Source organism: Microbacterium foliorum, from assembly GCF_006385575.1.
GTDB lineage: Bacteria > Actinomycetota > Actinomycetes > Actinomycetales > Microbacteriaceae > Microbacterium > Microbacterium foliorum_B.
Genome location: NZ_CP041040.1, coordinates 21759 through 39260 on the forward strand (window position 1 = coordinate 21759; position 17502 = coordinate 39260).

A 17502-nucleotide genomic window follows, 5' to 3' on the forward strand; every position below is an offset into this window, starting at 1 on the left:
CTCGTTCGTCGCGCGGTGCGGCGTCCCCCGAGGGAGCGAGACGGCTCAGTCGGCGGCGACGCAGTAGCGCAGTTCGACGGTCGAGCCGATCGCGACATCGCCCGGCGCGGCCGACATCGACGACACGGTCGGAGGCTCGGTCGGCGTGCAGTCGATCAGCTCGACCGGGCTCGGCGTGAGCCCGATGCGTTCGAGCTCTGCCTGCGCGGCATCCATCGTCCACCCCGTGACGTCGGTGAGGGTCACCCGGCCGCTGGCGACCACGAGATTCACGACGGTCTGCGGCGCGACTTCGCTCTCGGCGGCCTCGCTCGCCTCCATCACCGTCTCTGCTGCCAGCCCCTTGTCGTTGCGCTGGATCACTGTGCCGAGTTCGAGACCCGCTGCCGCGAGAGCATCTTTGGCGGCCGTCAACGACAGACCCTCGAGAATCGGCACCATCACGGTCTCCTTGCCGGATGACACGTAGATGGTGACGGAATCACCCTCGCTGACGGCTGTGCCGCTCTCCGGATCGGTGCGGATCACGTTGCCCTCGACGATGTCGTTGCTCGACTCGAGCACGAGCTTCGACGTCAGATCGAGTTCGCCGAGATCGTCCTGAGCGCGCTCGGACGAGACGTTGACGAGATCAGGCACGACACGAGCGCTCGACGGCACGTCATCCGGGCGCATGCTGAGCGTCCACACCCAGAACAGCACGGATGCCAGGAGCACCGCGAGCAGCGCGACGCCTGCCCAGATCCACGCGACCGGCGGACCAGACTGCGTGCGAGCCATGGTCGTGTCGGTGCTCAGCTGGCGCAGCGATCGGGCGGTCTCCTGCGCGGCGCGGGGGCTCGGGCCGTACAGCTCGCTGGTGAGCGCGCCGAGTTCCTTGCGGCTCGGCGCGTGACCCGAGACCGCGGAGTCGAGCGCTGCGCGGAAATGCGCAGCATCCGGGTACCGCTGGTACGGATCCTTCGCGAGTGCACGCAGAACGATCGGGTCGAGCGCACCGGGGGAGTCCTCGTTCACCTCGGTCGGAGGCACGGGGGTCTCGCTCACGTGCTGGTAGGCGACAGCGACCGGCGACTCGCCGCGGAACGGCTGACGACCCGTGAGCAGTTCGTAGAGCACCACGCCCGTGGAATACAGGTCTGCCCTGGCGTCGACCGGCTCGCCCTTGGCCTGCTCGGGTGAGAAGTACGCGGCGGTGCCGATGATCTGCGTGGTCTCGGCGACGGTCGACGATGAGTCGGACACGGCTCGGGCGATGCCGAAGTCCATGACCTTGACCTGGCCCTTGTCGGTGACCATGACGTTGCCCGGCTTGATGTCGCGATGCACGACACCCGCGCGGTGCGAGTAGTCGAGTGCCTCGAGGATGCCGTCGACATAGCGCACGGCGTCTTCGACAGGCACCGGCCCCTTGGCGATGATGTCCTTCAGCAGGGTTCCGCTGATCAGCTCCATGATGATGTACGGAGGCTCATCGGTGCTGCTGTCGGTGGTCGAGGGGTCACCGGCGTCGTAGACGCGGACGATCGACGGGTGCGACATGCGCGACGCCGACTGCGCCTCGAGCCGGAAGCGCGTGCGGAACGCATTGTCGCGCGCGAGCTCGGGGTCGAGGATCTTGATCGCCACCGCACGACCCAGCGTCAGGTCGTACCCGCGGTACACCTTCGCCATGCCGCCGTGCCCGATGAGCTCGTCTACGCGGTAGCGTCCCGCGAGAACTCGTGGCTCTGTCGACACGTACTGACCCCCTGATACGACCTTATGGATGCTCTAGCCTACGGCGCGAGCGGTTTACTCGCCTGAGTCGCCGCCGTCTGTGTCGCCCTCACCGGGATCCGGTGCGGCAGGCAGGATGGGGACGCCCGGCATGGCATCCGACTGCTCGGACGGCATGTCGCTTCCGCAGAACACACGGAACGTGGCGGTGATCGTCTGTCCGGCCGTGCCGGGGATGATCTGCGTCGAGAGCACGCTCGGACCGAAGCTGCGGATGGACTCGCCGGAGTTTCCGCCCGAGAAGGTCGCGTTGGTGAGCGTCACCTCGAAGGCCGATCGCGCCGGGGTGCCGGAGGGGCATTCGAAGCTGGGCCAGTTGAGCGTGACGGGCTCGCCCTCGGTGGCGGTGCCGGCGATGGTCGGCGTGCCCGAGGGCTTGCCCACCTTCACCTGCTCCTTGAAGGTCGTCAGCATGATGGTCGTACCCTCGGGAACGTTGCCACCCGGCTGGACCGATTCGACCGTTCCGACCTGATTCGCGCTCGGGGCGACGGTGTTGCCCACCGTGCACTCGGCCTGGAGCCCGGCGTTGACCGCCGCGGCCTGCGCGGCCTCGCACTGCATTCCGACGAGACCGAGAGCATCGACGTCGACCAGTTCGGGCTCAGGCGTCTCGCTTTCGCTCGGCGTCGGCTCGGGCGTCTGCGAGGTCGTCTCCGACTGGGAAGGCGCGGGCTCAGGGTCACTCGGGTTCATCAGCGCGAACACGGTTCCGCCGAGCACGACCACCAGCAGGGCGATCAGAGCGATGAGCGGCCACGTCCACGGGCTGCGCTTCTTCTTCGTCTTCTCGGCGTCCTCATCGGCCTGCTCACCGGTGGGCAGCTGAGCCGTGGTGGGGAGGATGCGAGTCGTGCCGTCGTCGCCCGATGCCGTGAGCAGTCGGGTGGCGTCGTCGGAGGCCACACCACCGGTCGCGATGGCCGGCACCGCGATCGCTGCGGAGTTCAGGTCTCCTCGGCGCAGTGCCTGCGCGGCGCGCGCCACCGTGGCGGACGACGAGGGTCGGTCGGCCGGCTTCTTGGCGATCATCGCCATGACGAGGTTCTGCACCGGGATCGGCACGGTCGGCGGCAGCGGCGGAGGCTGCTCGTTGATCTGCGCCATCGCGATGGCGACCTGAGACTCGCCCGTGAACGGGCGCTTGCCTGCGAGGCACTCATACGCGACGATGCCGAGGGAGTAGGTGTCGGTCGCCGGCGATGCCGGGTGCCCGGAGGCCTGCTCGGGCGAGAGGTACTGCACGGTGCCCATGACCTGACCGGTGGCCGTCAGCGGCACCTGGTCGGCGATGCGGGCGATGCCGAAGTCGGTGATCTTGACGCGGCCGTCGGGCGTGATCAGCAGGTTTCCCGGCTTGATGTCGCGGTGCACGAGACCGGCCGCGTGGGCGGCCTGCAGAGCGGATGCCGTCTGCGCGACGATGTCGAGGGTCTTGTCGGCGCTCAGCGCGCCGTCGCGTTCGAGCACGGTCGAGAGAGCCTCGCCGGGCACGAGCTCCATGACGAGGTAGGCGCTGCCGTTCTCCTCGCCGTAGTCGAAGACGCTCGCGATGCCCTCGTGGTTGACGAGTGCGGCATGGCGCGCCTCAGCGCGGAACCGCTCGAGGAACCCGGGGTCCCCCATGTACTCGTCCTTGAGGATCTTGATGGCCACGGTGCGGCCGATGACGTGATCCGTCGCCTCCCACACCTCGCCCATGCCGCCGATCGCAATACGCGACTGCAGCTCGTAGCGACCACCGAACGACACACCCTGCGTCGGTCTCATCTGCCCAGCACCGCCTCTATGACCTTCTTTGCAATCGGAGCGGCGATGGTGTCGCCGGATCCTGACTGCCCTTGTCCGCCGCCGTCTTCGACGAGGACCGCTACTGCCACTTCCGGGTCGTCCGCCGGTGCGAAACCGGTGAACCACAACGTGTAGGGCTTGTTACCGTTCTCGGTCGTGCCTGTCTTTCCAGCCACATCGACCCCGTCTATTCTTGCACCCTGGGCAGCGCCGTTCGAGACGCTGGCGACCATCGACGCCGCGACCTGTTCGGCGGTCGTCGCATCGGTGGCCTGTCCGAACTGGGTGTCGTCGTACGAACGGATGACCGAGAGGTCGTTGCCGATCACCGTGTCGACCAGGCGGGGGTTCATCACGACGCCGTCGTTCGCGATCCCGGCCGCCACCATCGCGATCTGCAGCGGTGTGGAGGTGACCTGTCCCTGCCCGAACCCGGTGAGCGCGGTCTGCGCGTCGTCGAGAGCCCGCGGGTAGCTCGAGGGCGTGGATTCCAGCGGCGTGGAGAAGCTCTGATTGAAGCCGAACTTCTCGGCCATCTCGCGAATCGCGTCGTCACCGAGCTCGACCGCGAGCTCGGCCATGGGGATGTTGCAACTCAGCCGGATGGCTTCGGCGATGGTGACGGTGTCACCGCTGCCGCACGTGCCGCCCCAGGCGTTGGCGACCGTGTTGTTCGAACCCGGCAGTGTGTACCGCGCAGGGTTCGGGAGCGTCGAGTCGGGCGTCCAATTGCCCGACTCATAGGCCGCGGCCGCCACGACCAGCTTGAACGTCGAGCCCGGGGGGTTGAGGTCGCCGGCGATCGCCCGATTCGAGAGCGGCTTCGCCGGGTCTTCGTCGAGCTGATCGTAGGTCGCGTTCGCGGCATCCGCGTCATGGGTCGCGAGCAGGTTGGTGTCGAAGCCTGGCGTCGACACCATGGCGAGAATCCGCCCGGTCTTCGGCTCGATGGCCACGACAGCGCCGTTGAGGCCCTGCAGGCCCTCGTAGGCCGCTCGCTGTGCAGCGGTGTCGAGAGTCAGTTCCACACTGAATCCGCTCTGCGGCTGGCCCGAGAGGATCCGCTCGATCTCGGCGAAGAACGCGCTCGAGCCGGTGCCGGAGAGGTCGGAGTTCATCGCCCGCTCGATCCCGGTCGCCGACTGCAGAGCGGGGTTGAAGTACCCGGTGACGGGCGCCCACATCGCGGCATCCGTGTAGACGCGCTGGAACTGGTAGCGGTCGTCCGAGGGCGTCGAGGAGGCGATCGCCACGTCGTCGACGATGATGGATCCGCGTTGGATCTCGTAGCTGTCGAGCAGCGTGCGCCTGTTGTTCGGGTTCTGCCCGAGGGAATCGGCCTCGACGACCTGGATCCAGCTGGTCGCCGCGAACAGCGACAGGAACATGAACAGCATCACGATGCTGAGACGGCGGAGTTCTTTCGTCATATCAGCCGATCACCGCCCTGGGTTGGCTGCGGACGCCGTCGGAGATGCGCAGCAGGATCGCGACGATGAGCCAGTTGGCCACGAGCGATGAGCCACCGGCGGCGAGGAACGGGGTGGTCAGACCGGTGAGCGGGATCAGCCGGGTCACACCGCCGACCATGATGAACACCTGCAGTGCGATGGTGAACGAGAGGCCGATCGCGAGCAGCTTGCCGAAATCGTCCTGACCGGCGAGCCCGATGCGCACGCCGCGGCTGACGAACACCATGTAGAGGCAGAGGATGGCGAACAGCCCGATCAGGCCGATCTCCTCGCCGAGGCTGGTGATGATGTAGTCGCTGTGCGCGAGCGGGGTGACCTCGGGGCGACCCTGACCCCACCCGGTGCCGAGCAGACCGCCGTGCGCGAGGCCGAACAGGCCCTGCATGGGCTGGAATCCCGCGACGTCCGGGTCGACCTTCTCGGAGTCGAAGAGGAACAGCCAGTTCGTGAAGCGGCCCTGCACGTAGCTGAGGATCTGCGTGGCGACCGCGACTCCCGCGGCGACCAGGCCGAGGCCGATCAGCACCCAGCTGGTCTTTCCGGTGGCGACGTAGAGCATCGCGACGAACATGCCGAAGATGAGGGTTCCGGTGCCGAGGTCGCGCTGGATCACGATGATTCCGAGCGAGATAGCCCACACGACGAGCACGGGGCCGAGCTCGCGCATGCGAGGCCAGGTGATGCCGAGGAACTTCGTGCCCACCGACGTGAGGCTCTCGCGGGTGCGCACCAGGTAGCCGGCGAAGAAGATGGCGAGGCAGATCTTGGCCAGCTCGCCGGGCTGGAAGGCGAACATGCCACCGAGTGACACCCACACCTGGGCGTTCGCGTCGGGGATGCGCAGGCCGGGCACGAACGGCAGCAGCAGCAGCAGGATGCCGGAGAGGCCGAAGATGTAGGTGTAGCGGAACAACACCCGGTAGTTGCGCAGCAGGATGATGGTGGCGATCGCGCCGGCGAGCGAAATCGCGGTCCACGCGAGCTGCTTGGTCGAGTATGCGTTCCACCCGGTCAGCGACTCGGCGATGTCGATGCGGTAGATCATCGCGATGCCGAGGCCCGTGAGCAGGGTGGCGATCGGCAGGATGAAGGGATCGGCAGCGGAGGCCACGGCGCGCAGCACGAAGTGCACCGCGAACGCCAGGACGGCGAGTCCACCGCCGATCGCGAGGATCATCGGGTCGATGATGCCGAGGGCGCCGAGCTGCACGAGGGTGAGGGAGGCGCCGCTGATCGCGACGGCGAACAGAAGCAGCCAGAACTCGCGGTTGCGCTGCGTCTGCGGCATCCGCATCTTCTTGAGGGCCTTGATGACGCTCGTGTCGGCCGTGACGTCGGCGCTCATCCGGGATCCTCCGTAGGCGTCGCGGTGGGCGCGGGAGTGGGCAGGGGAGTCTCGCCGGTCACACGGTCTGCTCCGGCCTGCAGACGCGTGACGATCGCCTCGGCGTCGGAGAAGGAACGGGCGGTGATCGTGCGCTCGACGGAATCGCGCTGGTACGGCGGCAGGTTCGCGAGCAGGATGTCGGTGTCGCGCAGCGGCGTCGACAGAGTGATCGGGCCGATGTTCTGCTGCACGCCCTGGTAGATCACGACACTGTCTTCGTCGGCGCCGACGAAGTAGCGGGTCTGGGTCCAGCTGTAGGCCGCGAAGGCGGCGAACGCGAGCATCGCGACGACCACCAGCATCCCGGCGATCCAGCCGAGCCGGCGGCGCTTCGCACGCCGGCGGTCTTCTTCGATGAGCTCTTCGAGATACTCGGGGGCCGGCTCGAAGTGGCTGGGCTCGTTCGCCGCCTGCCGAACAGGGTGCAGCCAGTTGCCGCGCGGTGCGCGCACGGGCGGCACGGTGATGTTGGCGGGGTTCGACGCCGATCCGACGATCGTGGCGGTGCCGGAGTGCATGGCGTGCTGTCCGCCGACCTCGACGAGGACGATCGTCACGTTGTCGGGAGCACCGCCGTCGAGCGCCTGCTTCAGCAGGTTGTCTGCCGTGCGCCCCGGTGCCATGCCCATGCGCATCGCCTTGAGGATGTGCGCCTCATCGACGACACCCGAGAGTCCGTCGGAGCACAGCAGCCAGCGGTCGCCCGGCTGGGTGTGCATGACGAACATGTCGAGCTCGGGGTCGGCGTCCATGTCGCTGAGCACGCGCATGAGCACCGAACGACGCGGGTGGTACCGCGCCTCTTCGGGGGTGATGCGGCCCGAGTCGACGAGCCGCTGCACGAAGGTGTGGTCGGCCGTGATCTGTGTGACCGCATCGTCGCGGTAGAGGTAGATGCGCGAGTCGCCGATGTGGCCGATGACCGCGTAGTCGTCGACCATGATGATCGCGCTGAGCGTGGTGCCGAGGCCGGCGAGCTCGGGGCGGTCCTTGGCGGCGCGGATCAGATCGCCGGCTGCCGTCGTCGCGGCGGCCTGAAGGGAGGCCTGCGCGTCTTCGACCGAGGTGTAGGGCTGGTCGAGCGGCTCGAGCCGGTGGATCGCGATGCTCGAGGCGACGTCGCCGCCCGCGTGGCCGCCCATGCCGTCGGCGACGACGAACAGGTTCGCCCCGGAGTATCCGGAGTCCTGGTTGTTGGAGCGGACCTTCCCGGTGTGGGAGATCGCGGCGCTCGAGCCTTCGAAGACCATGCCGGGGTCAGGCTCGCAGCTCGAAGGTCGTGGCGCCCACCTTGATCGGGGTGCCGAGGGAGAGGCCGACCGGACCGCCGGTCACCCGCTGGCCGGCGACGTACGTGCCGTTGGTGGAGTCGAGGTCCTGGATGGCCCAGCTGTCGCCTCGGAGCAGCAGACGTGCGTGATGGCTGGAGGTGTAGTCGTCGCGGATCACGAGAGCAGACTCGCTCGAGCGGCCGATCGTCAGCGTCTCGGTGCCGAGGGGGAGTTCGAGTCCTGCCTTCGGTCCGGAGGTGATCACGAGACGCTTGGCCGTCGCGACTGTCGCGGGGCCGGTGCTGGGCTTCGAAGAGGCGGGGCGAGATGCCGGCGCCGAGGCGGGTGCCTGTGTCGGGGCGGGCATCGCCGCAGCGGCCTCGGCCGGGAGCTTGCGCACCTTCATGCCGAACAGGTCGGCGCGCAGCGAGTAGACGACCCCGAACACGAAGAACCACAGGATCAGCAGGAAGCCGATGCGCAGCAGGAGCAGGACGAGCTCGCTGGGAGTGCTCACGAGATGGCTCCGAACGCGCGGGTCGCGTCGTCGTCGCGCGGACGCGGCGGGCGTGACGGAGTGGCGACGGGAACGATGCGGAACACCAGATCGGTGCGTCCGATGGTGATGGTGGTCTCGGAGGGCAGCGCCGCTTCGCGCACCTTCTGGCCGTCGACCTTGGTGCCGTTGGTCGAGCCGAGGTCACGCATCATGGCGCGCTCGCCGTCCCAGAGGACCTCGACGTGCTTGCGGCTGGATCCGGCGTCGGAGATCGTGATGTCGGCATCCGTTCCGCGGCCGATCACGGTGCGCGCGCGGGTGAGCGAATGGCGACGCCCGTCGACGTCGATCACGGCCTGCCAGTTGACGCGGCCTTCGACCGTGCCCGAGCTGACGTTGATCGTGCCGGTGGCGATCTTGTCGTCGCCCTCGAGCGAGATCGAGAGCGGGCCCGAGAAGCTGTAGCCCTGGGCCTTCGCGTGCTTCGTGAGAAGTGCATGCAGCTCATCGGTGAGCGCTCCGCCGAGCCCCTGCATCCGCTCGGCGTCGTCTGTGCTGAGGCGCACCACGAAGTTGTTGGGCGCGATGATGCGGTCCCTGCTCACCACAGCCGCTTTGGTGTCCGCTTCGCGCCGAAGGGCCGAAGCGATCTCCACGGGCTGGATGCCGCTGCGGAAGGTCTTCGCGAAGGCGCTGTTCACAGCGCGCTCGAGACCCTTCTCAAAGCTGTCAAGTAGTCCCACTGGGCTCCTCTGGCATACCGACCGGTACGGACATCGTAGCCAGGTGTGCTGGGTGAACGCCGTCGCGAGGAGGGAAAGCGCCGAGAATCCGGGGGAGTGGGGGAGGGTGCGCGGTCTTGAGAGGGTGTCTCGCGGCGGTCGTGGGTGCGCCGTCGGGAGGAAAACTGCGCTTGGGGAGGAGGAATGCGAGGAGATCCTCCTCCCCAAGGGCAGAAGTCCTCCCGAGTGCGCTGAGCCCGACGCGGCCTCGGTTTCTTGGACAGGCGAAACGCGTGATATCTTTGGGAAGTTGAGTTCTTCGGAGCCCGACATACTCGCGCGAGTGGCGGAATGGTAGACGCGCTGGCTTCAGGTGCCAGTGTCCTTATGGACGTGGGGGTTCAAGTCCCCCCTCGCGCACAGCGAGAAGTAGGGCCCGGTCCGGTTGGATCGGGCCCTTCTCCGTTTCTTGAAGCGTCTATCGCCCGTCTGCTCACGAGCGGAGATCAGGAGCGTCGATTTCACTGTTGCTGGAGCAGGTCACAGCTCCACGAGGCCGGCCTTGACGGCGATGATGAGCACCTGCACTCGATCGCGAGCATTCCACTTCTTCATGACAGCGCCCAGATGCGTCTTGACTGTGCTCTCGGCCTGGTGGAGAGTCTCGGCGATCTCCTGGTTCGACTTCCCGCGGGCCAATTCGCGCAGAATCGCCGATTCGCGTTCGTTCAGTTCTCTCACCGAGACCGCCGGTGTGGCCGCATCCGACTTGACGTCGAGGATCAGCCTCCTGGTCACCTCGGGAGACAGCGCGTCCGACCCGGAGTGAACCGCCGCGACGGCCGCGACCACCGCTTCGGGGGGTGAATCCTTGAGCAGATAGCCGGCGAATCCGCCTCTGAGCGCGTGGACTATCGCATCCGTCGTCCCCAGCGTCGTAATGGCGAGGATGCGCGCGCCGTTGCCCGCGTCCTGCAGACGCTGCGCTGCCTCGAAGCCATCGACTCCGGGCATGTTCAGATCCATCAGCACGACATCGGGACGCAGCCTCTCGGCCAGCTCCACCGCCGTGGCACCATCCTCGGCCGTCCCCACCACCTGCATGGCTGATGAGCGCTCGACGAAGATCGCGAGAGCGCTGCGCATCAGCTGCTCGTCGTCGGCGATCAACACCCGGATCTCACTCACGCGATCGACAGTATCCGAGGGGCGCGCGGTACGAAAGTTCGGCAGATCGGCACATTTGGAGGGCGTCTCCTGGGCGATGCCGATGCCGGTGCCGGTGAGGAGGAGGTGATGGGAATGATCCTCGAAATGCTCGCTGGCGGATTCTGGACGGAACTCTGCAAAGTGCTCGGACTCGGCCACTGACCACAGGTTCCGACCACGGTTGACTCGAAGGGTTCCCTGCGGCGCACAATGGACCTGTGGACGGGGACGCGGTAGAGGACGAACGTGCTCTCCGACGCGGGTTCAGCGATGTCTCGCCCCTGAGCAGAGTCGAGCGGATCACGCTTCTGGCTCTGACCGCCGGACTGCTCATCGCGGGAATCGTGATGCACGTGGTCGCCGGCGATCCACTGCTGGTGGTCCTGTTCGAGTCGTCCTTCACTGTTGCGCTGGCGGGGTTCGCGTTCGCGCCTCGGCTGTCGGCGCTCGTGTACCTCGTCCTCCTCTTCGGCGCGTTCTTCAGTGACGCCCAGGCGCTCGCTCTGGTGGTCGCCGCCGTCGCGTTCGCCCTCGTCGTCAGGACCTGCGGTCTCGGCATCGTGCTGCTCGTCGCCGTGCTCTGGTCGAGCGGACTGGTATGGAGTGCGATCGAGAACGGCACCCCTATCGGCGAGACGGTCGTGCTCATCGTTGTCGGCGTGGTGTCTGCATCGAGCGGTCTCATCCTGCGCAGGATCGAAGCGGGGTCGCGTCGGCTGAAGGAGCAACTGGAGGCCCGCGCCCGCGCGGAGTACGAGTCCATCGTGTCGGAGCGCCTTCGGATCGCCGATGAGCTGCACGACGTCGTCGCCCACGACCTGACGATCATTGCGATGCACGTGAACCTGCTCGGCGAGTGCGAAGCGCACGACGCTTCGCTCGAGGCGATCCGGTCTTCCTCCACGAGGGCCCTCGACGACCTTCGACGGGTGGTCGGCGAGTCTCACCTCCGCGCTGCGGACGGGCCGGCGGCATGCAGGAGGGAGTTCCAGGAGGCCATCGCGGACGGATGCCGGACCGTCGAGCGCGCCGGGATGACGGTGCGCACCGAACTCGACGAGATCGACGATCTCCCGCTGCCCAGAATCGTCGATCTCACCCTCTCCCGTCTGGTGCGCGAGGCGACGACGAACGTGCTCAAGCACTCGTCGGGGACGGACATCGTCGTGGGACTGCGCACGACTCCGGGCTTGATCGAGTTCGAGATCAGCAACCCGGTCGACACGGTTCGCCGTACCCCCCGCGTGCCCTCCGGCGGGTTCGGCCTGGTGCGGATGCGCGAGCGGGTCTCGAGGATCGGCGGCACCTTCGCATCCGGTGCCGCGTCCGGCATCTGGACGCTGGCCGTCAGCGTGCCCGTCGACCGTCGCGGGGAGTGACCCCGCACAAGTCGCGTGGGTCCGTCGAAGGTACTTTCGTACCGCGTATTCGGCACCTCTGGGGCATCTGGTTTCGCGCAAGATGATCGTGTGATCGATCGGGACTTCTGTCCACGCCCTGCAGTACATGTTCGGGGATGAGGGTTCGCGGAGGTTCGTCCTGCACGATTCACGCCCCGGCTGGTACTTCTCCGTACTCGTGACCTTTGTCTTCGGCATCCTGTTGACACGGCGCACGAGGGCGAAACGGGACGCACAGGCGGGAACCCGGATACCGATTTCGACGAAATGGGGTCAGACATGATGATCACGGACACGGGTCATGCGATCCGGGCGACGGCGTTGACGAAGCGCTTCCCCCGCGGAACCGCAGTGGACGAGGTGAGTCTCGAAGTCAACCGGGGTGAGGTCTATGGCTTCGTCGGCCTCAACGGGGCGGGTAAGACCACCTTCATGCGGATGCTCGTGGGACTCGCGCGACCGACCAGCGGCTCGTTCTCGGTGCTGGGTAGCTCGACGCTGAGCAACGAGATCCTTCGGCGGGTGGGGACGATGATCGAAGGCCCCACCTTCTACCCAGGGATGACGGGGCGCCAGAACCTCGTACTCGTCGCCAAGTATGCGGGTCTTCGCCGGGAGAGCGTCGAAGTGGCGCTGGAGACCGTTGAGCTGCTCGATCGGGCCGACGACGTCTTCCGTACCTACTCGCTAGGGATGAAGCAGCGTCTCGGTCTTGCCGCGGCGCTGCTTGGGGAACCCGAACTCCTGATCCTGGACGAGCCGACCAACGGACTCGACCCTGCCGGCATCTCGGCGATGCGCGATCTGATTCGGACCCAGGCACGACAGGGGCGATCCGTGCTGTTGTCCAGCCACCTGCTGTCGGAGATCGCTCAGGTCTGCGATCGGGTCGCAGTGCTGCATCGGGGGCGGATCATCGCCACCGGCACCCCCGCCGAGATCGAAACCGCGCACGGCGGTGCACCGAGGATCACCATCACGACAGTGGATGTCGCGGCGGCACTCGAGGTGCTGCGCAACCACGCGCACGTCGACGGAGTCAGGGCGACGGACGAGGGCGTCGAGGTGATCTCGGCGCAGGACATCACCTCGTCCCTCACCGTCGCCCTCGTGTCTGCGGGAGTGGAGGTCACCGGGATCCGGCGTGATCAACGCTCGCTGGAGGAGGTCTTCCTGGAGATGACTGCAGCCGACGAACGGAGCGCCTCATGATGTCGACGGTGAACGCCGAGCTTTACGGAATGCGGCACAGGAGGGCGTTCACCGTCCTGCCCATCGTCTGGCTGCTCCAGATCGTGCTGTTCGCGTACGTCGCGAACTTCATCGTGGCGATGACTGTCGAAGATCTCTCTGGGCTACAGCGAGAGGCGATGCTGGCGAGCCTGACCACTGAGTCGGCATCGGCCGCTGTCCTCGGTTCGCTGCCGATGTACGGAGCGCCCGTGCTGATCATCCTCGGCGCGCTGATGGCCGCGGGAGACGAACGGTCTGGAATCCTCCGCCTCACCGTCAGCCGCGTACCCGAGCGAGGGACGGTGCTCACCGGCAAGATCACCGCATTGCTGCTGCTGGTCTCGGTCGTCATCGTGCTGTCGGTGGTGACGGCAGCTGTCTGTGCGATCGTGATCTCGCTCATCGAGGGAACGCCGATGCGGTGGGATCTCTCGGCGATCGTGACCGAGACCGCGGCATCCTGGCTCATCGCGTCGGCGTGGGCGATGATGGGCTTCATGCTGGGCATCGTGACCCGCTCGCTCGCGGCGAGCATCGCGATCGGGGTGTTGTGGGCGTTGGTCGTGGAGCAGATGGTGCACGGCCTCGCGGCGGTGGCCACGGCTCTCGCGCCAGTGCGGGTGGGCCTGATCAGCGGCGCGTCCGCCGTGCTCGCCGACGCGGCGGGTATCGCCTCCATGCCGGGCGGCGTGCCCGATGCCCCAGTGAGTGCTGCGATCGTCGTGCTCGTGGCGTGGACTGTCGTGAGTGGAGCTGTGGCCACAGTGGTGTTCCGAGCGCGGGACATCCGATGAGGAAGGGAAGGATCATCATGACAACAGAAGAGACGATCGACCGGTGGCGGAGCCTGCGACGCGTCACGACCGTCGTCGCGGTGCTCGGAGCAGCGAGTGCGGTGGCGGCCGTTGTGTGGCATTTCGGCTTCTCGGCCCCTGGTGTGACCCGCGCGCTTGCCTTCCTCGGCATGGTCGGAGCCGTCGCAGCGGGTGCAACGGCCGTCATCAGCAGGACGACGGGGCAGAAGGCGATCTTCGCGATACTCGCTGTGCTGTCCTTCATCGCCTCGTCATCCGTGTTCGGGATGACGTTCTCATGAACGTCGGCGGAGGAGTACAGCATGACAAGACTGAGATCTGAAGTCGCGGCCCTGGAGGTAGAGACCTTCGAGGTCTTCGACCTCGCGATGTCCGACGATCTCGCGGCGGCATCCACAAGTACAACGAGTAGTGCGTGCAGCACGACGTCGACCTGCTCGTGCTCGACATCGTCGTGCTGCAGCACCACATCGACGAGCTGTGCATCAACATCGTCGTGCGCGTGATCCGTCACCCGAGGGCATGCGGAGTCGATGCGGCACACGCTTGCTGTTGCGATGACCCCTTGAATCTGCCGAGGAAGCCGGGCCTTTTCACATGCGTCGGAAGGATGTCAGCGACGCACCGACCGGCGTGCCGCCTCGAAGCGCACCCAGTCGTGGTCGGATGCCGGTGTCAGCTCCCATTCTTCGACGGGGCCGCTCTCCCATGCGGTCGCGGCCACAGCACCGCCCGCCTCGGTGATGTCCGTCACGACGCCGGCGTCGAGCCGTCCGCCGGTGAGGAGCTTCTCCTGTGACGGCTTCTTCAGTCGACCCCACCACTCGGGCTCGGCCGTCGCGGTGAGCACCTCACCCTTCTTCAGGACGACGGCGACAGCATCCGCATCTCCGGGGGCGGAGTCGTCGACGACGAGAACGGGCGCGCGCCGCACGCCCAGCGCCGCGATCACCGCCTCGCCGAGAGAGTCGTAGCTGCCGGTGCTCGTGTGGCGGCCGTCGAGTGTGTGCTCGATGTGGAAGGTCATGGATGAAGGCTACTCACCGCCTGAGCAGGACGCGCGAAGCCACCTCGTTATTTTGAATGACTAAAAATAAGGTACGGTGGAAGGACGATGTGGTGCCGGGGTTGCAGCCCCGGCACCACTGTCCGTGAGACACCACCATCCCTGACTGAGGAGGCTCGAATGAGTCACGAACACGCCCCAGAGTACAGATCTCTGCCCGCCCCGCTGCTGCGTCTCGCACAGCATGAGGCCGTGCAGCGCATCACCACCGCCGACCTGCTCGCCACCCCGCCTCGCGTGACCGAGTCGGGTCGATTCGTCGGGCGCGTGGACTCGGGCGGCCTGGGCAGCCCGCGCTTCTTCGTCGGCGAGTACCGCGACGGGCGGATGCCGGCCGCACTCGTGCTCGAGTACGGCGTTTCATCGGCCGATCAGACCGGTTCGGCACGGGTGTGGAGCCTGGCCGACCACCGTGGAGTGAGTCCGGACTACCGCCTCGTCCACGACGATTCCTCCCGCGGTTACGTCACGGCCTGAGCCCTGAGCTCACAGCACCCTCGCAGGACTCGCCGCCCCCACGTGTCGGTGGTGGCGGCCGAGTCGTGATGGTGTGAACAGGTGAGACCGCCAGCATCCTCCCGCAACGACGACCAGAGCGACGTGTCGCCCGAGTCCGGACCCGTGACTCGACCTCGCCGGCGGCGTGGTCGGGTGATCGGCTGGATCAGTGCAGCTGTCGTCGTGGCGCTGGTCGCCGTCGGCGCGATCGCCTACGCGCAGCTGCAGGGAAACGTCACCACCGCGCCGATCCGCTCCGACGACGGAGAGACCGAGCCCGAGCTCGCGACGGGGGATCTCAACATCCTGCTGCTCGGATCCGACTCCAGGGCACTCGAATCGGAGGGCTTCGGTGAAGACGACGGCAGTGAGCGCAGCGATGCGATGGTCGTGGCGCACATCTCGAGCGACAACACCCGGATCGACGCCGTGCAGCTTCCGCGCGACACCCTCGGCGACCTGCCCGCCTGCGACGACAACGGACGCGGGTCGTATGGCGGCGGCTGGGGGATGCTGAACTCAGCGCTGCAGTACGGACCCGCCTGCTCGGTCGCGGCGGTCGAGCAGCTCACGGGACTGACGATCGATCATTTCGTGCAGATGGACTTCGAGGGCTTCATCGGCATGGTCGATGCTATGGGCGGCATCGACGTGTGCCTGCCCGAGCCCCTGCAGGACGGCCACGCGAGGCTCGATCTGCCGGCCGGCGCGCAGTCGATCAACGGCGACCAGGCACTCGCCCTCGCCCGCACCCGGCACGCGCTCGCAGAAGAGAGCGACATCGCTCGCCTCGGGCATCAGCAGATGGTGCTCTCGGCGATCGTGCAGAAGGCGACGAAGTCCGACGTGCTGGTGCGCCCCGACCGTCTCTACGCCTTTCTCGACGCCGTCACCTCGTCGATGACCGTCGACCCCGGGCTCGGCGCGCTGACCGACCTGGCCGGCCTCGCCGCGCGGGTCGCGAACGTTCCGCTGAGCAGCGTCACGTTCGTCACGATGCCGACGACCGAGGCTCCTGAAGATCCCAACCGAGTCGTGCCCACCGCCGATGCCGACGTCATCTTCCGCGCGCTGATCGACGACGTGCCGATCGTGCTGACCACCGACGAGGTGCAGCCCGAGGCGCCGGTGCGCACCGCCCCCGTGCAGATCCTCAATGGTGCGGGTGTCAGCGGTCTGGCATCCCGTGTCTCGGAGGACGCGACCGGCTACGGATACACCGTGGCGAGCATCGCCAACGCCGACCCGGTCGAACTGACGACCGTCACCGCTGCCGACACCCCCGACGCCCAGCAGACGGCTCAGGCGCTGGCCGCCGAACTCGGGCTCGCGGTGACCGTTCAGATCGGCGACGTCGACGGGGTGCAGCTGCTTCTCGGAGCGGACTACGAAGCGCTCATCGCCCAGCCTCGCGAGACACCGGTGCCGCCGCGGCCGGTCGACGCCGTGAACCGGAGCGCAGACACCGACCTCTGCGCCGGCTGAGCGGCCCTCGCTCAGGGCTGGGGACGGCAGACTGGAGGGGACTTCGTTCCCCACCGTCAGGAGACGCAATGCCGGATCAGCCTCGTCGAGCCCCCAGCCAAGCCGTGCTCAGCGTGCAGCAGGTGGTGCAGGTCAGTCCCGACCTCGTGCGCATCACGGCCGGAGGCGACGGGTACGAGGCCTTCACTGACAACGTCTTCGCCGACAAGTACGTGAAGATCCTGTTCGCAGACCCGCGCCACGGGCTCACTCCTCCTTATGACCTCGCGCAGCTGCGCGAGGAGAGCCCCGAGAAGCTGCCCGCCCGGCGCACCTACACGGTGCGCGCGGCGGATGCCGAGCAGCAGCGCCTCGTGATCGACTTCGTCGTGCACGGAGACGAGGGCGTCGCGGGCCCGTGGGCTCGGTCGGCGCAGGTCGGCGACACGCTCGTCGTCAGCGGAGCCGGCGGAGGGTACCGCCCGGCATCCGAAACGCCGTGGCATCTGCTCATCGGCGACCACACCGCCCTCCCCGCGATCTCATCGGCCGTCGAGGCGATGGAAGCGGATGCCGTCGGGCACATCATCCTCACGGTGGCCGACCCCGCCGACCGCCTCCTGCCCGAGGTTCCGGCCGGCGTGACGGTTCGATGGACCGACACGGATGACGAGCTGTTGGCCGTTGTCGCCGAGCTGCCGTGGGGTGCGGGCCACCCCGGCGTCTTCGCGCACGGAGAGCGCGGAACCATCAAGGCCGTCCGGGCCCTGCTGAAGCAGCGCGAGGTGCCGAGAGAGTCGCTGTCGATCTCGGCCTACTGGGCACGGGGCCGCGCCGAGGATCAGTTCCAGGCCGAGAAGCGGGAGCCCATCGGCCAGATCGAGTAGCGCTCGCCC

General features: G+C 67.3%; 16 protein-coding genes and 1 tRNA gene. 8 read left to right on the forward strand and 9 right to left on the reverse strand.

The features are described 5' to 3' along the window. Window positions 1-45: 45 nt before the first annotated feature. From pknB to FIV50_RS00160, 7 genes are read right to left on the reverse strand one after another with little or no spacing between them, the layout of a single operon-like run. Window positions 46-1740, reverse strand: coding sequence for a Stk1 family PASTA domain-containing Ser/Thr kinase (pknB, locus tag FIV50_RS00130; RefSeq protein ID WP_140035656.1), 1695 nt, complete (start codon window positions 1738-1740; stop codon window positions 46-48). Window positions 1741-1794: 54 nt separating this feature from the next. Then, complete coding sequence (locus tag FIV50_RS00135; protein WP_140035657.1) at window positions 1795-3549, reverse strand: protein kinase domain-containing protein; 1755 nt, start codon at window positions 3547-3549, stop codon at window positions 1795-1797. Beyond that, window positions 3546-5000 (reverse strand): peptidoglycan D,D-transpeptidase FtsI family protein, encoded by a 1455-nt coding sequence (locus FIV50_RS00140; RefSeq protein ID WP_140035658.1) that lies wholly within the window; start codon window positions 4998-5000, stop codon window positions 3546-3548. The genes FIV50_RS00135 and FIV50_RS00140 overlap by 4 nt, the downstream gene beginning before the upstream one ends. Before the next feature lies 1 nt (window position 5001). Next, window positions 5002-6387 carry an FtsW/RodA/SpoVE family cell cycle protein gene (locus FIV50_RS00145; RefSeq protein WP_140035659.1) on the reverse strand — a complete coding sequence of 462 codons (1386 nt, stop codon included), beginning with the start codon at window positions 6385-6387 and terminating at the stop codon, window positions 5002-5004. Next, window positions 6384-7679 (reverse strand): PP2C family protein-serine/threonine phosphatase, encoded by a 1296-nt coding sequence (locus tag FIV50_RS00150; RefSeq protein ID WP_140035660.1) that lies wholly within the window; start codon window positions 7677-7679, stop codon window positions 6384-6386. The genes FIV50_RS00145 and FIV50_RS00150 overlap by 4 nt, the downstream gene beginning before the upstream one ends. 7 nt (window positions 7680-7686) lie before the next feature. Beyond that, window positions 7687-8217: an FHA domain-containing protein FhaB/FipA gene (locus tag FIV50_RS00155; protein ID WP_140035661.1), complete on the reverse strand. Its 531-nt coding sequence runs from the start codon at window positions 8215-8217 to the stop codon at window positions 7687-7689. Further along, the gene (locus FIV50_RS00160) at window positions 8214-8942 is read right to left on the reverse strand and encodes an FhaA domain-containing protein (RefSeq protein WP_140035662.1); all 729 of its coding nucleotides are present in this window, start codon (window positions 8940-8942) and stop codon (window positions 8214-8216) included. The genes FIV50_RS00155 and FIV50_RS00160 overlap by 4 nt, the downstream gene beginning before the upstream one ends. Before the next feature lie 316 nt (window positions 8943-9258). Here FIV50_RS00160 and FIV50_RS00165 point away from each other — a divergent pair. Then, window positions 9259-9341, forward strand: a tRNA-Leu gene (locus tag FIV50_RS00165). Window positions 9342-9461: 120 nt separating this feature from the next. Here FIV50_RS00165 and FIV50_RS00170 read toward each other — a convergent pair. Beyond that, on the reverse strand, window positions 9462-10289 hold the full coding sequence (locus FIV50_RS00170) for a response regulator (RefSeq protein WP_258184340.1): 828 nt from the start codon (window positions 10287-10289) through the stop codon (window positions 9462-9464). A 59-nt stretch (window positions 10290-10348) separates the two neighbouring features. Between FIV50_RS00170 and FIV50_RS00175 the strand changes: the two genes are divergently transcribed. From FIV50_RS00175 to FIV50_RS00190, 4 genes are all read left to right on the forward strand, one after another. Next, a complete protein-coding gene (locus tag FIV50_RS00175) occupies window positions 10349-11509 on the forward strand; it encodes a sensor histidine kinase (RefSeq protein WP_140035663.1) in 1161 nt (386 codons plus the stop codon). Window positions 11510-11809: 300 nt separating this feature from the next. Then, complete coding sequence (locus FIV50_RS00180) at window positions 11810-12742, forward strand: ABC transporter ATP-binding protein (protein ID WP_219846229.1); 933 nt, start codon at window positions 11810-11812, stop codon at window positions 12740-12742. After that, complete coding sequence (locus FIV50_RS00185; RefSeq protein WP_140035664.1) at window positions 12739-13557, forward strand: ABC transporter permease subunit; 819 nt, start codon at window positions 12739-12741, stop codon at window positions 13555-13557. The genes FIV50_RS00180 and FIV50_RS00185 overlap by 4 nt, the downstream gene beginning before the upstream one ends. A 17-nt stretch (window positions 13558-13574) precedes the next feature. Further along, the gene (locus tag FIV50_RS00190; protein WP_140035665.1) at window positions 13575-13859 is read left to right on the forward strand and encodes a hypothetical protein; all 285 of its coding nucleotides are present in this window, start codon (window positions 13575-13577) and stop codon (window positions 13857-13859) included. A gap of 332 nt (window positions 13860-14191) precedes the next feature. Here the strand turns inward: FIV50_RS00190 and FIV50_RS00200 are convergent, their stop codons facing one another. After that, window positions 14192-14605: a hypothetical protein gene (locus tag FIV50_RS00200; RefSeq protein WP_140035667.1), complete on the reverse strand. Its 414-nt coding sequence runs from the start codon at window positions 14603-14605 to the stop codon at window positions 14192-14194. 159 nt (window positions 14606-14764) lie between these two features. Here FIV50_RS00200 and FIV50_RS00205 point away from each other — a divergent pair, with 159 nt between their 5' ends. From FIV50_RS00205 to FIV50_RS00215, 3 genes are all read left to right on the forward strand, one after another. Further along, window positions 14765-15121 carry a hypothetical protein gene (locus FIV50_RS00205; RefSeq protein ID WP_140035668.1) on the forward strand — a complete coding sequence of 119 codons (357 nt, stop codon included), beginning with the start codon at window positions 14765-14767 and terminating at the stop codon, window positions 15119-15121. Window positions 15122-15202: 81 nt separating this feature from the next. Then, entirely contained in the window at window positions 15203-16627 is a 1425-nt protein-coding gene (locus FIV50_RS00210; protein WP_219846230.1) for an LCP family protein, read from the forward strand. Between the two features lie 68 nt (window positions 16628-16695). Continuing rightward, window positions 16696-17493 carry a siderophore-interacting protein gene (locus FIV50_RS00215; RefSeq protein WP_140035669.1) on the forward strand — a complete coding sequence of 266 codons (798 nt, stop codon included), beginning with the start codon at window positions 16696-16698 and terminating at the stop codon, window positions 17491-17493. Window positions 17494-17502 lie beyond the last annotated feature (9 nt).